17 protein-coding genes and 1 pseudogene are annotated in these 19,247 nt (G+C 45.3%); 12 read left to right on the top strand and 6 right to left on the bottom strand.

What is annotated here, in order from left to right:
• Positions 1–374: 374 nt before the first annotated feature.
• The 4 genes from pheT to rny all read left to right on the top strand — a co-directional run bounded on the left by pheT (position 375) and on the right by rny (position 5,110).
• Positions 375–2,795, top strand: coding sequence for a phenylalanine--tRNA ligase subunit beta (gene pheT, locus MJ612_RS11185; RefSeq protein WP_187033614.1), 2,421 nt, complete (start codon positions 375–377; stop codon positions 2,793–2,795).
• Between the two features lie 3 nt (positions 2,796–2,798).
• On the top strand, positions 2,799–3,095 hold the full coding sequence (locus MJ612_RS11180) for a DUF4349 domain-containing protein (protein WP_187033613.1): 297 nt from the start codon (positions 2,799–2,801) through the stop codon (positions 3,093–3,095).
• A gap of 55 nt (positions 3,096–3,150) precedes the next feature.
• On the top strand, positions 3,151–3,435 hold the full coding sequence (locus MJ612_RS11175; protein ID WP_162347069.1) for a cell division protein ZapA: 285 nt from the start codon (positions 3,151–3,153) through the stop codon (positions 3,433–3,435).
• A 109-nt stretch (positions 3,436–3,544) separates the two neighbouring features.
• A complete protein-coding gene (rny, locus tag MJ612_RS11170) occupies positions 3,545–5,110 on the top strand; it encodes a ribonuclease Y (RefSeq protein ID WP_187033612.1) in 1,566 nt (521 codons plus the stop codon).
• 692 nt (positions 5,111–5,802) lie between these two features.
• Here rny and MJ612_RS11165 read toward each other — a convergent pair.
• From MJ612_RS11165 to MJ612_RS11155, 3 genes are all read right to left on the bottom strand, one after another.
• Entirely contained in the window at positions 5,803–6,390 is a 588-nt protein-coding gene (locus MJ612_RS11165) for a carboxymuconolactone decarboxylase family protein (RefSeq protein WP_187033611.1), read from the bottom strand.
• Between the two features lie 94 nt (positions 6,391–6,484).
• On the bottom strand, positions 6,485–7,042 hold the full coding sequence (locus tag MJ612_RS11160; protein WP_187033610.1) for a peroxiredoxin: 558 nt from the start codon (positions 7,040–7,042) through the stop codon (positions 6,485–6,487).
• A gap of 48 nt (positions 7,043–7,090) precedes the next feature.
• Complete coding sequence (locus MJ612_RS11155) at positions 7,091–7,564, bottom strand: Dps family protein (protein WP_187033609.1); 474 nt, start codon at positions 7,562–7,564, stop codon at positions 7,091–7,093.
• A gap of 168 nt (positions 7,565–7,732) precedes the next feature.
• Between MJ612_RS11155 and MJ612_RS11150 the strand changes: the two genes are divergently transcribed.
• Entirely contained in the window at positions 7,733–8,677 is a 945-nt protein-coding gene (locus MJ612_RS11150) for a hydrogen peroxide-inducible genes activator (protein WP_187033608.1), read from the top strand.
• Between the two features lie 293 nt (positions 8,678–8,970).
• Here the strand turns inward: MJ612_RS11150 and sucD are convergent, their stop codons facing one another.
• Positions 8,971–9,861 carry a succinate--CoA ligase subunit alpha gene (sucD, locus tag MJ612_RS11145; protein ID WP_187033607.1) on the bottom strand — a complete coding sequence of 297 codons (891 nt, stop codon included), beginning with the start codon at positions 9,859–9,861 and terminating at the stop codon, positions 8,971–8,973.
• Between the two features lie 241 nt (positions 9,862–10,102).
• Here sucD and MJ612_RS11140 point away from each other — a divergent pair.
• Positions 10,103–11,086 (top strand): annotated as a pseudogene (locus tag MJ612_RS11140) (PLP-dependent cysteine synthase family protein); the annotation flags it as partial.
• Positions 11,087–11,415: 329 nt separating this feature from the next.
• Entirely contained in the window at positions 11,416–11,856 is a 441-nt protein-coding gene (locus tag MJ612_RS11135; RefSeq protein WP_187033605.1) for a response regulator, read from the top strand.
• A 58-nt stretch (positions 11,857–11,914) separates the two neighbouring features.
• Here MJ612_RS11135 and MJ612_RS11130 read toward each other — a convergent pair whose 3' ends face one another.
• Both MJ612_RS11130 and ade read right to left on the bottom strand, forming a co-directional pair.
• Positions 11,915–12,766, bottom strand: a complete 852-nt coding sequence (locus MJ612_RS11130) for a sulfite exporter TauE/SafE family protein (RefSeq protein WP_187033604.1) — start codon at positions 12,764–12,766, stop codon at positions 11,915–11,917.
• Between the two features lie 31 nt (positions 12,767–12,797).
• Positions 12,798–14,435: an adenine deaminase gene (ade, locus tag MJ612_RS11125; RefSeq protein ID WP_187033603.1), complete on the bottom strand. Its 1,638-nt coding sequence runs from the start codon at positions 14,433–14,435 to the stop codon at positions 12,798–12,800.
• 258 nt (positions 14,436–14,693) lie between these two features.
• Between ade and cmk the strand changes: the two genes are divergently transcribed.
• From cmk to MJ612_RS11100, 5 genes are all read left to right on the top strand, one after another.
• Positions 14,694–15,398: a (d)CMP kinase gene (gene cmk, locus MJ612_RS11120; protein ID WP_187033602.1), complete on the top strand. Its 705-nt coding sequence runs from the start codon at positions 14,694–14,696 to the stop codon at positions 15,396–15,398.
• Positions 15,399–15,410: 12 nt separating this feature from the next.
• On the top strand, positions 15,411–16,301 hold the full coding sequence (locus MJ612_RS11115; protein WP_187033601.1) for a 4-hydroxy-3-methylbut-2-enyl diphosphate reductase: 891 nt from the start codon (positions 15,411–15,413) through the stop codon (positions 16,299–16,301).
• Between the two features lie 80 nt (positions 16,302–16,381).
• Entirely contained in the window at positions 16,382–16,924 is a 543-nt protein-coding gene (locus tag MJ612_RS11110; protein ID WP_187033600.1) for a DUF502 domain-containing protein, read from the top strand.
• Between the two features lie 162 nt (positions 16,925–17,086).
• Positions 17,087–17,896, top strand: coding sequence for an alpha/beta fold hydrolase (locus MJ612_RS11105; RefSeq protein WP_187033599.1), 810 nt, complete (start codon positions 17,087–17,089; stop codon positions 17,894–17,896).
• A 95-nt stretch (positions 17,897–17,991) separates the two neighbouring features.
• Entirely contained in the window at positions 17,992–19,176 is a 1,185-nt protein-coding gene (locus MJ612_RS11100; RefSeq protein ID WP_187033598.1) for a PQQ-dependent sugar dehydrogenase, read from the top strand.
• Positions 19,177–19,247 lie beyond the last annotated feature (71 nt).

Raw genomic sequence — 19,247 nt, 5'->3', positions numbered from 1 at the left:
CAGTCTTTGGGTGGAGCGCCTTTGATTTATTGCGGTGGCGCAGCCAACCCGAGGTACGAGGGGAGCTTCAAATCAGCAGCGCTAGGCCCAAAGACGAGGCCTCCCGGCCGTGAGGGCACCAAAGCCAGGTATGGCAACTATAGGTAAGTAAAGCTCCCAGGATTGATAGTAACTATGAAAGTGTGGCTAGATCTGAACAAGTATATACCTCATAGGACATATAAGATTTTTCTACTCTGCTCGAAATGAGAAGATAGAAACTATAAACTCCGACAATTTTACATCACTTGCAGCAGGAAACAGAATAATGTTTAATTTTGAAGTTGAAGGCCTGTAGTTTACAGGTTATACTTTAAAAGAATAAAAAATACGACATGCTGATCTCACTCGACTGGTTAAAACAGCTGATTCATATAGATAAAAATGCGGAAGAAGTAGGGGCTTTACTAACGGGCGCAGGCCTGGAAGTAGAAGCCATTCACAAACTGGAAGCTGTAAAAGGCGGTCTGGAAGGTATTGTGATAGGCGAAGTACTTACCTGCGAGCGCCATCCGGATGCCGATAAACTAAGCTTGACTACGGTAGATATTGGTACTGGTGAACCGAGCCAGATCGTGTGCGGTGCGCCGAATGTGGCTGCGGGGCAAAAAGTGGTAGTAGCAACTGTAAACAGCACACTTTACCCAACGGGCGGCGAAGCTTTCAAGATCAAAAAATCTAAGATTCGTGGAGCAGTGTCGGAAGGGATGATCTGTGCCGAAGATGAGATAGGTATCGGTACATCACATGCCGGAATTATAGTTTTAAACACAGACCTGCCAAACGGAACACCTGCCGCTGATTATTTCGGGCTGAACCCGGATGAAGTTTTTGAGATAGGATTAACACCTAACCGTGCCGATGCTGCTTCGCATTTTGGCGTGGCCCGCGACCTGCAGGCACTGCTTAAAACACCCGCTACGCTGCCGGATGTATCCGCTTTTAAGGTAGAAAATACCTCCCGAACTATAGCTGTTGAAGTTGAGAATATCGAAGCCTGCCCGCGCTATGCTGGTGTAACTATAACTGGTGTAAAAGTTGGCCCGTCGCCGGAGTGGCTGCAGAAACGCCTGCGTGCTATCGACCTGTCACCGATCAACAACATAGTAGACGTTACCAACTATGTACTGCACGAGCTGGGCCAGCCGTTGCACGCTTTCGATGCTGATCAGATAAAAGGCGATAAAATTATAGTTAAGACTATAGCTGAAGGTACTCCTTTTGTAACTTTGGATGATGTAGAGCGCAAAATGAAGGCCAACGACCTGATGATCTGCAACACTGAAGAACCTATGGCGATTGCTGGTGTGTTCGGTGGTAAGAAGTCAGGAGTAACCGAAGCGACTACAACTATATTTATAGAAAGCGCTTATTTCTCACCGGATTATGTACGCCGCACAGGCACTACGCATGGTTTAAAGACCGATGCATCGTTCCGTTTCGAGCGTGGTACAGACCCGAACATGGTAATTACCGCCTTAAAGCGTGCTGCTTTACTGATGCAGGAAATTGCCGGTGGTGTTATTTCTTCTGATATCGTGGATGTTTATCCGCAGCCTATAGCTAATACAGACATCAGCTTAAGTATAGAGCGCACACACCAACTTATTGGCCAGCACATCGGTGCAGAGCGCATCAAAACTATACTTACTGATTTGGGCATCGAAGTGAGAGGTGAATCTGAAACACACCTGGAGCTTTCTGTGCCGCCATTTAAAGTGGATGTTACCCGTGAAGCCGATGTGGTGGAAGAAGTGCTGCGCATCTATGGTTTCAATAACATTGAGATGAGCGGCCACATGGCTACTACCTACATGGCCAGCTTCTCGAAGCCTTACCCCGAAGATGTAACCGATACCATCATGGATTACATCGCGGACAACGGTTTCCTGGAGATCATCACCAACTCTATTACAAACTCTAACTACTATAAGCCAGCCGGCGACGCTGAAGTGGCAGGCCTGGTGAACGTAGTAAACTATAACTCCGAAGACCTGGACGTGCTGCGTAAAAGCATGGTGTTCTCAGGTCTGGAAGTGCTGCGCCGCAACATTAACCGCCGCCAGCGCGACCTGAAATTATTTGAACTGGGCAAAATATACCAGCAATTGGAGGACGGTACAACCAAAGAAAGCCGCCGCCTGGCGCTGTACATGGCTGGTAACCTGACTGCCGAAAGCTGGAAACAGCCGGGTGTGAAAATGGCTTTCCATGACCTGGCTGGTGTGGTGCAGAATGTATTGCGCAAACTGAATGCTTCGGATTATGAAATACAGCCGCTGCAGCCGAACCCGTACATGAAGCAAGGTATAGCTTACGTGAAAAATGGGACCGTACTAGCCGAGATAGGGCCACTGGATGCCGGTGTAGCCAAGTTTATGGAAGTGAAGGAGCAGGTGTGGTACGCTGAACTGAACTGGGATTACCTGCTGAAGAAGTATAAAACCAACCTTGTAGCTGAAGAGCTGCCTAAGTTCCCGGAAGTGCGCCGCGACCTGTCTTTAGTGTTGGATAAAGCTGTTACCTTTGACCAGGTGAAGCACATTGCCTTCAGAACAGAGCGCAAGCTGCTGCAGGATGTGAACGTGTTTGATGTGTATGAAGGCGATAAAATTGAGCAGGGCAAAAAAGCCTATGCCATTAGCTTTACCTTGCTCGACAGGCAGCAGACTCTGACAGATAAAGTAATTGACTCCACGATGACACGCCTGATGCAGCAATTTGAGAAACAGTTAGGAGCTTTTATCCGGAAATAAACCATGCCAAAGGAATCGCAACTGCAACATCTACAGCAGATTGAAGATAAGCTGAGAAAACTACTTAGTCGCTACGCAGATGTGCAGCAGCAGCTAAGTAGTGCCCGCGAAGAAATAAAACTCCTGGAAACACAGCTGGACGAGAAAGATCAGCAAATAAAAAATTTTCAAAATCAGGAGAATATTGTTAAAATTGTAGACACGATAGCAGGAAACCCTGCAAATTCGACTGAGTTAAAGCTCAAGCTAAACGAATATATCAGAGAAATTGATAAGTGTATTGCTTACCTGCGCGACTAAAGTATATGATATACAGCGCAGAAAAGGTGAGCAGTAACTATAAACAACGCAACGGATGAGTGAATTATCAATTAAGATTCGCATCGCAGAACGCGAGTATCCGATGCGGGTAAAGGAAGAAGAAGAAGAAAGACTTCGCTTAGTAGGCAAGTTGCTGAACGAGCGGCTAAAGTTCTTTAAAGACCAGTTCGGTATCCAGGATAAGCAGGATCTGCTGGCTATGGTTGCATTTGAGACCATGGTAGAGAAACTAAAACTGGAGGAGGACAAGAACAAGCATCTTTCAAAGGTAGGCCAGCAGCTTAACGTGCTGGATGATCTTCTGTCGTCGGTAAAGTAGTTTGTTGCCGCACAGCCTTTATTTATACTTCGTAGCTATAAAACAGCTTTTAACCCGTCTTATTGCAGCGTCTGCTAATGTGTTTTAATAAACCTTAAAACATGTTATCATGCCCGATATTCTATCCATTTTAATCACAGCCATTGTGGCGCTCGCTGTGGGCGTTTACATTGGGCGTATGCTGCTGCAGAAAGTGTACAAGCAGCAGGAGGTAGCTGCACGCCAGAAAGCTAAGGCTATTATTCGCGAAGCGGAGATAAACGCTGAGGCCATCAAAAAAGACCGCATGCTGGAAGCAAAGGAGAAATTCCTGAAGCTGAAGTCGGAGTTTGAAGAAGAGTCAAACAAGAAGAAGAACATTATCATCCAGAATGAGAACAAGGTAAAGCAGCGTGAGCAGCATGTTACCAAGCAGATGGAAGATAACAAGCGTCGTGAGAACGAGCTGCACAAAGAAAAAGAAGCCCTTAACCTGCAACTGGAGCACCTGCACAAGCGCAAAGAAGAGGTAGAGAACCAGCACAAAGAGGTTGTTGCGCAGCTAGAGAAAATTGCCGGCCTTACCGCATCTGAAGCCCGCGAGCAGCTGGTAGAAGCTCTGAAAAGCGAAGCCACCACGCAGGCATCATCCCACATCAAAGACATTGTAGCGCAAGCCAAATTAACTGCTACCAAAGAAGCCAAAAAGATCGTTATCGAAACCATTCAGCGCACGGCTGCTGAGCATGCCATTGAGAACTGCGTTTCAGTATTCAACATCGAGAGCGACGATATTAAAGGTAAGATCATTGGTCGTGAAGGCCGTAACATCCGTGCCCTTGAAGCTGCCACCGGCGTTGAAATTATAGTTGACGATACCCCTGAGGCAATCATTATTTCTGGTTTCGACCCTGTTCGCCGAGAAATTGCACGTCTGTCGTTGCACCGCCTGGTAGCAGATGGTCGTATTCACCCGGCCCGTATTGAGGAGGTGGTTGCCAAAACCCGCAAAAACATTGAAGAAGAGATTGTTGAGATTGGTGAGCGTACAGCCATTGATCTAGGTATACATGGTCTGCACCCTGAACTGATCAAGATGGTTGGCCGTATGCGCTTCCGTTCGTCTTATGGCCAGAATTTGCTGCAGCACTCGCGTGAGGTAGCCAACCTTTGCGCTACCATGGCTGCTGAACTTGGCCTGAACGTGAAACACGCGAAACGTGCCGGCTTACTACACGATATTGGTAAAGTAACCCCAGACGAACCGGAATTGCCACACGCGATCATCGGTATGGAGCTAGCCAAGAAGTACAAAGAGCACCCAGATATCTGTAACGCCATTGGTGCCCACCACGACGAAATTGAAATGACAGCGATGATCTCTCCGCTGATCCAGGCATGCGATGCTATCTCCGGTTCAAGACCAGGTGCACGTCGCGAGATCATGGAGTCGTACATCAAGCGTCTGAAAGAATTGGAAGAAGCTGCTATCTCTTTTGAAGGAGTTAACCAGTGCTACGCTATTCAGGCAGGTCGTGAGCTTCGCATTATGGTGGATGCTGATAATGTAACAGACGAAAAAGCTGCACAGCTGTCGTTTGATATTTCGCAGAAGATCGAGAAGGAAATGCAATATCCTGGTCAGATCAAGATCACGGTTATCCGTGAGATGAGAGCGATCAGCTACGCGAAGTAATATTTAAGATTTCACTTTTAGCCAAGTGTAGAACCGCTTGTTATACTTAGTATAGCAGGCGGTTTTTTGTTTTATCGTTTCATTATCGTCATTTCGAGCGTCAGCCGAGACATCTTATATGTCCTATAGTTGAAGTCTTTTGCAACTGGAAACAAGCCTTTCTTTCATAGCCACTTCTAATCCTGGGAGCTTTACCCACCTACAGTTGTCATCGTTTCCTTTGGTGCACTCACGGCCGCGGGGCCCCGTCTTCGGGCATTGCGCTGCGCGAATCTCTTTTGCTCCTGCGTCGCAATGCCTGCGGCACCAGATATTCACAAGGCGCTCAACCCAAAGACTGAGATCAGTTCGATAGTAGCTTCTATGGTCACTTAGAGATGCAATAGTTGTATAGCTTTATCAGCAATGTATTTCCGTAGGGACAGGTCGCGACCTGTCCGCTCATGGTCTGTAACTATAGAACTATTATTGACACTACAGTAGTGGCAGCACTGTCCCCTTGAAGGGACTATAGGGGTGTTTACTGCAGCAATTATAAAACTATAACTCCAACTATAGCAGTAACAGTAAAATTCCCCTCCTTGGATAAGGAGGGGTAGGGGTGGTTGGATTACGGAAACTGTAAGTCTACTACAATAAACAAAACCGCCTGCAGAGGCTGCAGGCGGTTTACTATGATTAAGCTGTATTAATTACTTGATGATCTTGCCAAGGCCAGCCACTACAGCGGCTACCCGAATAGCATCAAAAATACGGCCTTCGGTGGCACCTAACTTCAGAACCGACGCTTCGTGGGCATTTACACAGCGCTCACAGCCATTAATTGCAGAAACTGCCAGGCTCACCAGTTCAAAGAATTCTTTACCTAAAACCGGGTTAGCCATAATGTTCATCTTCACACGGGCAGGCAGCTGCTCATAGATATCTTTATGGGCAAAGTGGCGGAAGCGGTATAAAATGTTATTAGTAGCCAGTAATGAAGCGCAGGCAATAGCTTCTGCTATTTCACCTTGCTCAGCGCCATTTTCCAACGCCTTTTCTTCAAAAGCCTTGCTTAACACATCGTTCTTTTCATTGGTAGCTGCCGCGAGGGCAACCAGGTAAGCCTCTTTAGGATTAAGCGATTCGCCGGCAATAGCAGTTTTGAGGTTCACGCGCAGGTCGCGCAGGTATCTTGATTCAATTTCTGTCAGTTTCTCCAGTGGAAGGAACTTACTTTCTTCTGAAAGGCCCAGGTCGCGGAGTAAGTCGAATTTTGTTTCTTGAGTTGCAGTTAGCATATTAGTATGTATAGTTTGTAGGGTAACAGGTGCAGTTGCAGCACACACTAATTGTGCCGCTTCTGCCTCTGTTCACTAACACCTTTTCTTTTATTTAAACAGCGATCGTTTCTTCGCCTTTTTTCCAGTTGCAAGGGCATAGTTCGTCGGTTTGCAGGGCATCCAGCACGCGCAGTACTTCAGCTACATTACGGCCAACGCTCAGGTCGTTTAGGCTTACCCAACGGATAATGCCCTGCGGATCCACGATGTAAGTAACTCGGTAAGCCACTTTCTCATTAGCTTCCAATATGCCCAGCTCTTCTGCCAGTGATTTTGATGTATCGGCCAACATCGGGAAGCGTAGTTTGTTAAGGTCTTCGTGGTTCAGTCGCCAAGCCAGGTGTACAAATTCAGAGTCGGTAGAGGCACCGATCAGCATCGCATCGCGGTCTCTGAACTCATCATAGTTTTTGTTGAATTCAGCAATCTCGGTAGGGCAAACAAACGTGAAGTCTTTTGGCCACCAGAACATCACCATCCACTGGTCGTTAATTTTATGGTCTTCGCTGGTCAGGTCAGCAAATTCTTTTCCTTTTTCTAATGATACCACAGCCTGTTTGGTAAAAGCCGGGAATGTTGATCCTACAGATAATATTCTGTTCTGTGTCATGATATATAAGGGTGAATTATAATGTATTGGATTTGATTGATAGTGTGATTAGCTCAGGAAGGCGTTCAGCATCCAGAGTGTTTTCTCTATCTCGTTGATGTCTTCACTTATCAGGCCAACAGTACCTTCATCGCCGGTTTCGGCAGCCAGGCTCATAATCTCGCGCTCCAGCGAAAGTATAACTGTCAGGTTCTGGTGGGTGGCAGTAACTGTTTCCTTGTCAGTGCTCAGGTTAGCGGCTTCTTGTATAGAGGAAACACGCACATAGTCTGAGAAAGTGTGCAGCGGCTGCTGACCTATAGTTAGAATACGCTCAGCAATAGCATCGATGCGCACCAGAGCAGTGTTGTATAGTTCCTCGAACTTGGAATGCAACTGGAAGAAGTTTACCCCTTTTATATTCCAATGGAAGCCACGCAGATTCTGGTAGTACAGGTGGTAGTTGGCTAATAGCTCGTTTAATTTGTCAGCTATCTGTTGCGAATCTTCTTTCTGTAAACCGATGTTTGTTAGCTTAGTCATAGTCTTAAATAATTTGGTTGTTGTATTTTGTACAGCACAAAGGTCACTTCTGATACTTCATAAATCAAATTGATTGTTTTTATACTTTTATAGTTTAAAACTATAATGTACCTTTATTACTAAGTATAGAGGTTTGCTATACTTTTACTTAGAATAAATTCGCTGCCTATGACCTTAGTACAACTGGAATACCTGATAGCTGTGGATACCCACAGGCATTTTGCCACAGCCGCAGAGCATTGTTTTGTGACTCAGCCTACACTAAGTATGCAGTTGCAGAAATTGGAAGAAGAACTGGGTGTACAGCTATTTGATAGAAGTCGGGTACCGGTAAGACCAACAGAAGTAGGAAAGGAAATTATTGCGCAGGCACGCATTGTAATAGCAGAAGCTAAAAAGATACAGGAACTGGTTCAGAACCAGAAGCAGGAACTGAGCGGCGAATTGCGCATTGGGGTTATACCTACACTGGCACCATACCTGATGCCTCTTTTTATCACCAGTTTTTTAGAGAAGTATCCACATGTGAGAGTTGTGGTGCAGGAGCTACTTACAAATGAAATTATAGAAAAACTAAACCATGAATTGCTGGATGTAGGCCTGCTGGTAACGCCACTCGATAACAGGAATATAAAAGAGCTACCCCTGTTTTACGAAGCTTTTATGGTGTATGTAAATCCAAATCACCAGCTGGCAAAACAAAAAGAGATAAACCCTGCAGAGTTACTGCCAGACGACTTATGGGTACTGAACGAAGGCCATTGCTTCCGAAGCCAGGTACTTAACATCTGTAACCGGGGAGGCAAAGTTGGCGGTTCTGAAGGCGCAAACTTTGATTACAGAAGTGGCTCTCTGGAAACACTGAAACGTATTGTAGAAACTCAGCACGGACTTACACTACTTCCGGAGTTGTCTGTGCTGGAAATGCCGGATGATAAAAAGAAACTGGTACGATCATTCAGTGAGCCACAACCTATGCGCGAAGTAAGCCTGGTAGTGCACAAAAGTTTCCTGAAGAAAAGATTGATAGAAGTTCTGCAGAAAGAAATAATTGATTCAGTGCCAGAAAGTATAGTTAAGCGGCAGAAGCAAAAGGTGATAGGTATAAGTTAGGTTGGGAATTAGAGAGTATAGGAGTTAAAAGTGTTAAGAAGTAGAAGACCTAGCAGCGTGCGCAGCTCCTGCTAGCGTCTGGACTTAGTAATTTAAACTATAAATCTCACTGGCACCGGTATCTGACCGGTGACGTAGGGTGTATGCGAGTCTCCAGACTCGCTGGTTATACTTGCTCAAGTGAGTCTGGAGACTCACACGCACTGTTGGCAACAGATAGATGCTGGCGTCAGAGAAAAAACAAAAAAGGCTGCCCTTTACAGAGCAGCCTTTTATACTTTAAGCTTTATTAACTATGCGTTGATACCAGCCTGCTGAAGTGCAGCTACCATAGCTTCACCAATTTCAGCCGGAGACTCCACTACATGGATACCGTTCTCACGCATGATCTTCATTTTAGCAGCAGCTGTATCATCAGCACCACCAACTATAGCACCCGCATGACCCATACGACGACCAGCAGGAGCAGTCTGGCCAGCGATAAAACCAACTACTGGCTTCTTGTTACCAGTTTCGCTGATGTATTTCGCAGCCATGGCTTCGTAGTTACCACCAATCTCACCGATCATCACGATAGCGTCTGTTTCAGGATCTTCCATCAATAACTGTACTGCATCTTTTGTAGGCGTACCAATAATCGGGTCACCACCGATACCGATAGCAGTAGAGATACCTAAACCAGCTTTCACGATCTGGTCGGCAGCTTCGTAAGTAAGCGTACCAGATTTAGAAACGATACCGATACGACCTGGCTTGAACACGAAACCTGGCATGATACCAACCTTAGCCTCGCCTGGCGTGATAACACCCGGGCAGTTAGGGCCGATCAGGGTTACATTTTTATTTTTGATGTAGTTTTTAGCAGCCACCATGTCTTTTACAGGTATACCTTCTGTAATAGCCACAATAACTTTAATACCCGCGTCAGCAGCTTCCATGATAGCGTCAGCAGCAAAAGCCGGTGGTACGAAAATGATAGATACATCAGCACCTGTTTTCTTTACTGCGTCAGCCACTGTATTGAAAACCGGAAGGTCTAAGTGGTTCTGGCCACCTTTGCCTGGAGTAACACCACCAACTACGTTTGTGCCGTACTCGATCATCTGAGATGCATGGAAAGAACCTTCTGAGCCGGTAAAGCCCTGTACGATCACTTTCGAATCTTTATTTACTAAAACACTCATGTGTATCTTATTTAGTTGTGTATAGACCGTCAAATAATAAGGATGTGCAAAAATAGGCTTTTTTATGGCCTGCACAAAAAATAGTTATACCTAATATATGCCATACAGTTGCGCCTAACGGAACGGGATTGGCCTGTAACTACGTTGTTTATAAAAAGCAGGATAGCATAGGCAATAAAGCAGCCAGCTTAAAACATAATTTAATTTACTTACCTTTGCACCGAATTCAAAAATACCTCACATGAAGTATCTGAACCATATTACCGAAGCGATCGGTAACACCCCGATGGTAAAGCTTAATAACGTAACCAAAGACGTAAAAGCTACCATACTTGCCAAAGTAGAATATCTTAATCCAGGTAACTCTGTAAAAGACCGCATGGCAATTAAAATGATTGAAGACGCCGAGAAAGCAGGTATCCTGAAGCCGGGCGGAACAATCATTGAAGGAACATCAGGCAATACAGGTATGGGCCTTGCGCTTGCCGCCATTGCCAAAGGTTATAAATGTATTTTTACATTAGCTGATAAGCAGAGCAAAGAGAAAATGGACATACTGCGTGCGGTAGGTGCCGAAGTGGTGGTCTGCCCTACCAACGTTGCACCGGAGCACCCGGATTCGTATTACTCAGTAGCTAAGCGCCTTAACCAAGAAATACCAAATTCATTTTACCCGAACCAGTACGACAACATGTCGAACTGGGCAGCCCACTACGAAAGCACCGGCCCTGAAATATGGGAGCAGACGGAAGGTAAAGTAACCCACTTTATTACAGGTGTAGGTACAGGCGGAACTGTTACAGGAATTTCTAAATACCTGAAGGAGAAGAACCCGAATGTTAAAACGATTGGTATCGACACGTATGGCTCTGTTTTCAAAAAGTATAAAGAGACTGGTATTTTCGACGAGAACGAGATCTACTCTTACGCTACCGAAGGTATAGGTGAAGATATCCTGCCGAAGAACGTAGACTTCGACCTGATCGATCAGTTTATTAAAGTTACAGACAAGGATGGCGCTGTGATGACCAGAAGACTGGCAAAAGAAGAAGGCCTGTTTGTGGGCTGGTCTTGCGGTACGGCTGTATATGGTGCATTGGAATATGCCCGCGAAAATAACTTAACAGAAGATGATGTGATCGTAGTGCTGCTTCCGGACCATGGTACACGTTACCTTGGTAAGATCTACAACGATGACTGGATGCGCACACAAGGTTATATCGACTAAGTATAAAGTATAGATTTTAGAAAGAACAGCCCGGCTTATTGGTCGGGCTGTTCTTTTTTGTATCTTTAGCTAAAGTATAATTTCGAATTTGCTTCTTATTTCTTTATAATTGAAGCACCTCGTGCTATTTCAGACGTAGTATTTTAAGGCTTGTATTTAGCTTGGTCTGCGTAACTTTCTGAGTAAAGCTTTGCAGGCCAGTAATACGGTAAGCTGAAAGGTTAATAACTATTAACTAGCTGTAAAATGCTTTTCTGTGGCACTAAAAAGTGTTTAATACATGTTTTTAGCCTGAATAGCATTAAGTTTTGAGCGATTATTTAAGAATGAAAAAACTCTCCGGTATACTACTCATCGATGATGATGAAACAACAAACTTTCTAAACGAGCGCCTGCTGGACAGGATGCAGATAACCGAGCACGTTCATACTTTTATAAATGGAAAGCAGGCTTTTGATTACCTGTATAATGTCAGCAATAATAACTACGACCCTGGCAGCTCAGAGTATTTTAAACCGGAAATGATATTCCTGGATATCAACATGCCGGTGATGGATGGTTTTGAAATGCTGGACCTTTACGAACGCCTTAACCAGGACTTTAGAGAAGGGATTGTAATGGTAGTGCTGACTACTTCTACCCACCCTCAGGATACTGATATAGTCAATAAATACTCGGCGGAATATATTACCAAACCACTTACAGCCGATAAAATGGATAAGCTGCTACAAAAGTATTTCCCAAGCGAAAGAGCGGATAAAGTATAGCTTAACTGAACTCTGATTAGAAGCGGGCCCTGTAACAGCAGTGGCCTTTTTTGTTTCTTTAAAAAGAGAAACCTATACCCACTTTTGATTTAACGGCCAGGTTGAGCAGCACTCCTAAGCCAGCCATAAAAAGTCCGATCCCGATCATAGTTTCCATGTTGGTTAGTTTGCCGCGTGTTTGTTTGTACAGGTTGCCCCCCAAAGCGCCAAGGGCAAATGCTGCAATCAAAGGAAGGCAGCGACTCCAAAGAACATTGCCTAACAGGAAGTGCGTGATGAAACCTGTAAAGCTCGTAATAACAAGTATGAATAAGGAAGTGGAGGTAGCGATCTGGGCAGGAATTTTAAAGAGTTTTATCATCATGGGTGTTTGTACAAATCCACCACCTATCCCGAATAAACCTGCCATTATACCTGAGGCAAATCCCAGCGTAGAAACAACGCCGCCATTTAACCTGTAAGCCAGGTGCTTCGCTCTGTTTTTGCGGATAAAGGTTGTTGGCACACGACGCATCCGGTACATCATACCTGCATGGTTGGTAGTAGCTTTCTGTTTGGCAGGTATAACCATTGCAAAGCCGACGGCTATCACAAAAAGAGCAAAAATAAGCTGCAGTTTAAGCACCGGGAGAAACGCCACCATAAAAGCCCCCAGTACCGTGCCTGCTATTGCCGGCAGCTGAATTAATGTGCCTACCAGGTAATCTATAGTTCTGTCGCGGAGGTTAAAGACGGAAGCAATAAAGGAGGCTGGTACCAGTGCCGCCATCGTGGAGCCAATAGCGATCTCGATGTTGTAACCGAAGAAGATGATCAGGATGGGCACCATAAAAACACCACCACCAAACCCGATAACCGTTCCGAAACCGCTGACAAGTATACCAATAAAGAATATAAGTAATTCTTCCATTTACAGCCGTGCTCCAGGCACCGGAATAATGTTATGCTTTAATAAGTGGTACGAACGAAAAGGTATCGCCGTTAAATAATCCTTTATCACTTAACTTAAGGGAAGGGATAACCAGCAGAGCCATAAACGAAAGCGTCATGAACGGGGAGGCCAGGTTGCTGCCCATCTCTTTGCTCATCTTATCTATACCTGAGTAAGCCTCAGCTACCTTATATCCATCTTCGGCAGACATAATGCCGGCTACCGGCAATGGTAGTAATTGCTCCCGATCTCCGTCAACCGCCGATACACCACCTTTAGCCTCAATGATAAGATTTACAGCTCTGGTTATACTTTCATCATCCACGCCAACGGCTATAATGTTATGCGAATCGTGCCCTACCGAGGAAGCGATAGCACCCTGCTTTATGCCTATATTTTTGATGAATGCTACAGCAGGCTCAGCTTCTTCATAACGATTCACCACGGTCATTTTCAGTATATCGTTGGCCACATCCGAAACTATAAATCCATTCTCGATCTTCGGTTCAACTATACCTTCTTTGGTTATCAGCTGCCCGTCAAAAGCTTCAATTACTCTTATTTTGTGAGCATCTGCGGAAGGTACGGCAAATTGCTCCGGCGTTTTAGGGCTCGTATTAAAGTTATTTATGGTTTCACTCTCAGTAAATGCAATATTGGACTTGCCCTTCTCAGCAACCATTTCACCATTAATGTAAGTGGCCAGCACATTAAAGTTATCCAGGTCGTCTACAAGTATAAAATCAGCAGGATCGTTTTCGCGGAGCAGGCCTACGTTTAGTTTATAGTGCTCAACAGGGTTTATACTTGCCGCCTGCAATACATGAAACAGGTCGTTGCCTTTTGCCAGCGCGCGCTTTACCAGCAGGTTAATGTGGCCTTCAACTAAGTTGTCCGGGTGCTTGTCGTCGGAGCAGAACATGATATTCTGGTAGTGTTGCGGCAGTAAAGGTATTAGTGCTTCGAAGTTCTTGGCGGCGCTGCCTTCGCGTATCAGTATCTTCATATCTACAGCCAGTTTGTCCAGCGCTTCTTCGGCGGTAAAGCATTCGTGGTCGGTAGTGATGCCGGCAGATGCATATAGTTTGGCTTGCTCGCCCATCAAACCGGGAGCGTGGCCATCAACTGCTTTGCCATACTTTTTAGCCAGCTCTATCTTCTCCATCACCACCGGGTCGCGGTGCAGCACGCCGGGCCAGTTCATCATCTCGGCTAAGTATACAATTTCGTCGCGCTTAAACAATTCTTCTATGTCGGCAGCCGTTATCTCGGCACCGGCCGTCTCGAAAGGAGTAGCTGGTACACACGATGGCGCTCCGAAGTAAAATTTGAAAGGAGTTTTTTTACCGTTCTCTATCATGTATTCCACACCTTTCACGCCCAGTACATTGCCTATCTCGTGCGGGTCAGAAATGGTAGCTACAGTGCCATGTACTACAGCCAGTCGGGCAAACTCACAAGGCACCAGCATAGAGCTTTCTACGTGCACGTGGGCATCTACAAAACCGGGTAAAATATAATTTGTGGCATTGGTAGCTTCACGAACTATTTTAGAAATGCGGCCGTTTGCAACATGAACTGTACCTTCAAATATCTCTTTGTTGTGTATATCTATAATACGTCCGGAAACGGTGTAGGCTGCCTGCATGGTGTTAGGTGTTAGTTTAGATAAATTGCCTGCAAATGGGGCTCGAACCCGTAAATTACTTTATATTTGCATTAAATACAGTCGTTTTGAGAAAGATAATTTCATATTTGGTAATAGCGTGCGTTCTGGCAACCGGCTCTTTGAGTAGTTGCAGCCAAAAGACCGCACAGCAGAAAAAAACGGCTAAATACCAGAAAATGAGCAAGCGCGGTAAAGCTCCCTGCCCTTGTGATTCCAATTAATACTTACCTTGTTTTTATGAAGAAAATCGTGATCGCGTTAGATGGCCATTCATCGTGCGGCAAAAGCACAACGGCCAAGCAGGTGGCAGCCGAACTAGGCTACGCCTACATTGATACCGGTGCCATGTACCGGGCGGTTACGCTATACTTCCTCGATCATCATGTGTCCCTTACAAATCCGAAAGAAATAAAGGATGCACTAAACAACATCGACATCACGTTCCATTATAATCCTAAAACACAGCGCAACGAAACGTACCTGAACGGTCTGAACGTGGAAGATGAGATACGCAAAATGTATATCTCAAACCAGGTGAGTGAAGTAAGCGTGGTGCCGGAAGTGCGACGTGCCATGGTGGCGCAGCAGCAGAAAATGGGCAAGCGCCGTGGAGTGGTAATGGATGGCCGTGACATTGGTACCGCTGTTTTCCCGGATGCCGAAGTAAAGATATTTATGACTGCTGACGTAGATACCAGAGCGAAGCGCCGCCAGCAGGAGCTGTTGGTTAAAAACCAGCTGGTAAACCTGAATGATATAAAAGAGAATCTTAAAAAGCGCGACCATATAGACTCTACAAGAGCTGAGAGCCCGTTGCGTCGTGCTGATGATGCCGATCTGCTGGATACTTCCCACATGACGATTGATGAGCAGGTGGAATTTGTAATGCATAAGGTGGCATCTAAGTTGCTTGAACAAAAGTATACTGTAGAGCAGAATTAAGAAGAGTAAGCCATGACCATCACGATAGATAAAAATTCTGGATACTGTTTCGGCGTTGAATTTGCCATACAAATGGCTGAGGACGAAATGGAACATGTAGAAGAACTATATTGCCTCGGTGACATAGTGCATAACAGCATGGAAGTGCAGCGCCTTTATGCCAAAGGCCTTCGTGTAATAGACCGCGAGGAACTGCGCAACCTCCGCGACTGTAAAGTGCTGATCCGTGCACACGGTGAACCACCGGAAACATACCAGATAGCGCTGGAGAATAACCTGGAACTGATTGATGCAAGCTGTCCTGTAGTGCTCAAACTGCAGAACCGTGTAAAGCATGCTTTCGATTCTATTAAAGAAGACAACGGTCAGATTGTGATTTATGGCCAGGTAGGGCACGCTGAAGTGATAGGTTTGGCAGGCCAGACCCGCGACGAAGCCATTATAGTTACCACCGAAGAAGACCTGGATAAGATCGATTTCAAACGTCCGGTAACACTCTTCAGCCAGACTACCAAGAGCACCAAAGGCTTCTACCACATAAAAGCATTAATAGAAGAGCGTATAAAACAAGCCAACGAAGACAGTACACAGCCTGAGTTTGATGCCAACGATAGTATCTGTCGCCAGGTATCGAACAGGGAGCCACAACTGTCGAGGTTTGCTACTGAGCACGATGTGCTGATATTTGTGAGCGGCAAAAAAAGCTCGAACGGTAAGGCTCTGTACAGCGTATGTAAGCAGCATAACCCTAACAGCTACTTTATCGAGAACGAGACCGAACTGGAGAAAGACTGGTTTGTGAACGCCAACAGTGTAGGTATTTGTGGGGCAACTTCTACGCCGATGTGGCTGATGCAGCAGGTGGCCGATGGCATAGCCGCACTAACCGAGCCTGTTTACTAAGTATAGCAACTATAAAATATAAGCATTTTTGCTACATTTAGGCTTTGCTTCGGCAAAGCCTTTTTTGTGAACCCTACAACATGAAACGTTTATTCAGTTATTTCCTTAACGGACTTCTGATTATAGCACCCTTTACCATTACCGTCTGGATAGTGGTAGCCATTATAGACTGGCTGAACGGTATGTTCGACCTGGGCATACCAGGGTTAGGCATTCTGCTGATGGTGGTCCTGCTGACGCTGGTTGGCTTTATCGGGTCTTCTTTCCTCGTTAAGCCTTTTATTATACTTACCGAGCGCATCTTTCATAAGGTGCCGTTAGTTGGCATTGTCTATTCCAGTGTACGCGATCTGTTTAATGCTTTTGTGGGTGATAACCAGAAGTTTAACAAACCTGTGATGGTGAAGATGACCGAAGATTCCGAGAATTATAAACTGGGTTTTGTGACGCAGGATGTGCTGGAAAAGCTAAATATTGATGACAAAGTGGCCGTATACTTCCCGCACTCTTATAACTTCTCCGGAGAGCTCTTTCTGGTACCTCATCGCAACATTACCTACCTTAACCTACCAAGCTCCGATGTTATGAAATTTATAGTTTCGGGTGGGGTATCAAGACTATAATTCAAGCTGAAGATTATTATAGTCCTAACAGATTATGATGTGAGATGAATCGTTTGATCTTCCTGAACCTGTGGTTAAGACAACCAAATTGTATGCATGACGAATAAACTATAGTTTAGTGTTACCATTCATGATTTTTAATTCATCATTTATAATTAGAAGTTGTACCTGATCAGGGATAAATCGAAGTTACATTACCGCGTAATAGGCGATGGGAACAAAGTGCTACTGGCTTTTCATGGGTATGGGCAGAGCAGCTTGTATTACCACCCTATGGAGCATGCCCTTGGCCACGACTATACCATTTATGCCTTCGACCTGTTCTTTCATGGGGGCAGCAGGCTGCATAAAGACGATATGCCGCTTACAAAGGAATTCCTGAAGGAGATAATAGAGCACTTTCTGGAAAAGTATAAAATAGAGCGGTTTTCGGTGATGGGCTTTAGCATGGGCGGCAAGTTTGCCCTGACCCTGATAGAGCAGATGCCGGAGCGAGTAGAAGAACTATACCTGATCGCTCCTGACGGTATCAAGACAAGCTTCTGGTACAACATTGCCACTTACCCCGGCTGGATGCAGCAGCTTTTTAAACGCACCGTCATTAAGCCGGAGCCTTTCTTTAAATTCCTGCAGGTGCTCAACAAGTATAACCTGGCACACAAAAGCCTGATCCGGTTTGCGCATTACCAGATGGACAGCACTGCCAAACGCCTGCGCGTGTACCGTAGTTGGATCGGTTTCCGGGAGTTGAATTTTGACATCCGCCAGATCGTGCGTTTGCTCAACAAGTATAAAATACCAGTAACTATGTTCCTGGGTGAATATGATGAGATAATCTCGCCAAGACGTGTGAGTGTATTTATGGACGCGCTTGATAAAGGTGAACTTGTTATTTTAAAGACAGGCCACTCAAACCTGTTGCAGGACGTTGCTGAATTGCTGCACAAGCGTAAGAGCCTGAATCTTGATTAAATAAAGGTTCTGAAAACATTGTGTTTGATGCTAAGTATACTTATCTCGAACTATAGCTTAGATTTATACTTGTAACATCTCCAACATTAAGCACTATGAAATACCAGAACCGCCTGCTTGCCCTGTGCCTCTCTGTACTAGCCTTAGGTACGGCCTGTTCTTCTGAAACAGAAACCAAAACCGAAAATGAACAGGCAAAAGAAACAGCTAAAAACGACGAACCAAGTGAGCCTGCAGATGAAAGCTTGCAAAAGATAAAACTGCCTGATGGCTTTAAAATAGATTATTTCGCTAAAAATATAGAGAATGCCCGCTCTATGGCCATGAGTCCTTCAGGAGTGTTATTTGTGGGCACGCGCAGCAGCGATAAAGTATTTGCTATAGTTGATAAGGACAAAGACGGAAAAGCAGACGAAACTATAGTGGTAGCATCAGGCTTGAAGGCCCCGAATGGTGTAGCTCTTAAAGATGGTGACCTGTATGTTGCCGAGATCAGCCGCATTATCAAGTTCCCGGATATAGAACAGAACATGCGCAACAAGCCGAAGTACGAAGTGGTTTATGACAAGTACCCAAGCGACGAACACCACGGCTGGAAGTATATTGCTTTTGGTCCGGATGGGAAACTATATGTGCCGGTTGGTGCGCCCTGCAACGTTTGTAAAGAAGAAAACCAGGTTTACTCCACTATAACCCGCCTGAATGCAGATGGCACAGGCATGGAGATTTTTGCAGAAGGCGTACGCAACACCGTAGGCTTTACATGGCACCCACAAACAAAGGAGCTATGGTTTACAGATAACGGCCGCGATATGCTAGGCGATAACACTCCACCTGATGAGCTGAACCGTGCAACAAAAAAAGGCCAGCACTTTGGTTTCCCGTATTGCCATGCCGGCGAAATAGCTGACCCTGAATTTGGCAAAGACCGGAAATGCGATGAGTTTGTAAAACCAGTACAGAAGTTAGGGCCGCATGTGGCGTCGCTAGGCTTAAAGTTTTATACAGGAGATATGTTTCCGGAGCAGTATAAGAACCAGATTCTAATTGCAGAACATGGTTCCTGGAACCGCTCCGAACCGCTGGGCTACCGATTGATGCAGGTAACGTTGGATGAGAAGGGCAATGCTGCTTCTTATAAGCCCTTCGCTGAAGGCTGGCTGCAAAATGGTAAAGCCTGGGGCCGACCTGTAGATGTACTTGTGATGCCGGATGGTGCTATACTTGTATCCGATGATACCAACAATGCCATTTACAGAATTTCGTATAGTAATACATAGAGATTATAAATGATAGAACCATAGTTTAAGCTTGTGTTAATTCGTAATTCTTAATTCATAATTAAATTAGC

This window comes from Pontibacter deserti (genome assembly GCF_023630255.1).
GTDB lineage: Bacteria > Bacteroidota > Bacteroidia > Cytophagales > Hymenobacteraceae > Pontibacter > Pontibacter deserti.
This window is presented reverse-complemented; position numbering and strand designations above follow the sequence as displayed.

Coding starts and splice junctions, on each gene's coding strand:
- pheT (WP_187033614.1), top strand. CDS start 375: ATGCTGATCTCACTCGACTGGTTAAAACAGCTGATTCATATAGATAAA.
- MJ612_RS11180 (WP_187033613.1), top strand. CDS start 2,799: ATGCCAAAGGAATCGCAACTGCAACATCTACAGCAGATTGAAGATAAG.
- MJ612_RS11175 (WP_162347069.1), top strand. CDS start 3,151: ATGAGTGAATTATCAATTAAGATTCGCATCGCAGAACGCGAGTATCCG.
- rny (WP_187033612.1), top strand. CDS start 3,545: ATGCCCGATATTCTATCCATTTTAATCACAGCCATTGTGGCGCTCGCT.
- MJ612_RS11165 (WP_187033611.1), bottom strand. CDS start 6,390: ATGCTAACTGCAACTCAAGAAACAAAATTCGACTTACTCCGCGACCTG.
- MJ612_RS11160 (WP_187033610.1), bottom strand. CDS start 7,042: ATGACACAGAACAGAATATTATCTGTAGGATCAACATTCCCGGCTTTT.
- MJ612_RS11155 (WP_187033609.1), bottom strand. CDS start 7,564: ATGACTAAGCTAACAAACATCGGTTTACAGAAAGAAGATTCGCAACAG.
- MJ612_RS11150 (WP_187033608.1), top strand. CDS start 7,733: ATGACCTTAGTACAACTGGAATACCTGATAGCTGTGGATACCCACAGG.
- sucD (WP_187033607.1), bottom strand. CDS start 9,861: ATGAGTGTTTTAGTAAATAAAGATTCGAAAGTGATCGTACAGGGCTTT.
- MJ612_RS11135 (WP_187033605.1), top strand. CDS start 11,416: ATGAAAAAACTCTCCGGTATACTACTCATCGATGATGATGAAACAACA.
- MJ612_RS11130 (WP_187033604.1), bottom strand. CDS start 12,766: ATGGAAGAATTACTTATATTCTTTATTGGTATACTTGTCAGCGGTTTC.
- ade (WP_187033603.1), bottom strand. CDS start 14,435: ATGCAGGCAGCCTACACCGTTTCCGGACGTATTATAGATATACACAAC.
- cmk (WP_187033602.1), top strand. CDS start 14,694: ATGAAGAAAATCGTGATCGCGTTAGATGGCCATTCATCGTGCGGCAAA.
- MJ612_RS11115 (WP_187033601.1), top strand. CDS start 15,411: ATGACCATCACGATAGATAAAAATTCTGGATACTGTTTCGGCGTTGAA.
- MJ612_RS11110 (WP_187033600.1), top strand. CDS start 16,382: ATGAAACGTTTATTCAGTTATTTCCTTAACGGACTTCTGATTATAGCA.
- MJ612_RS11100 (WP_187033598.1), top strand. CDS start 17,992: ATGAAATACCAGAACCGCCTGCTTGCCCTGTGCCTCTCTGTACTAGCC.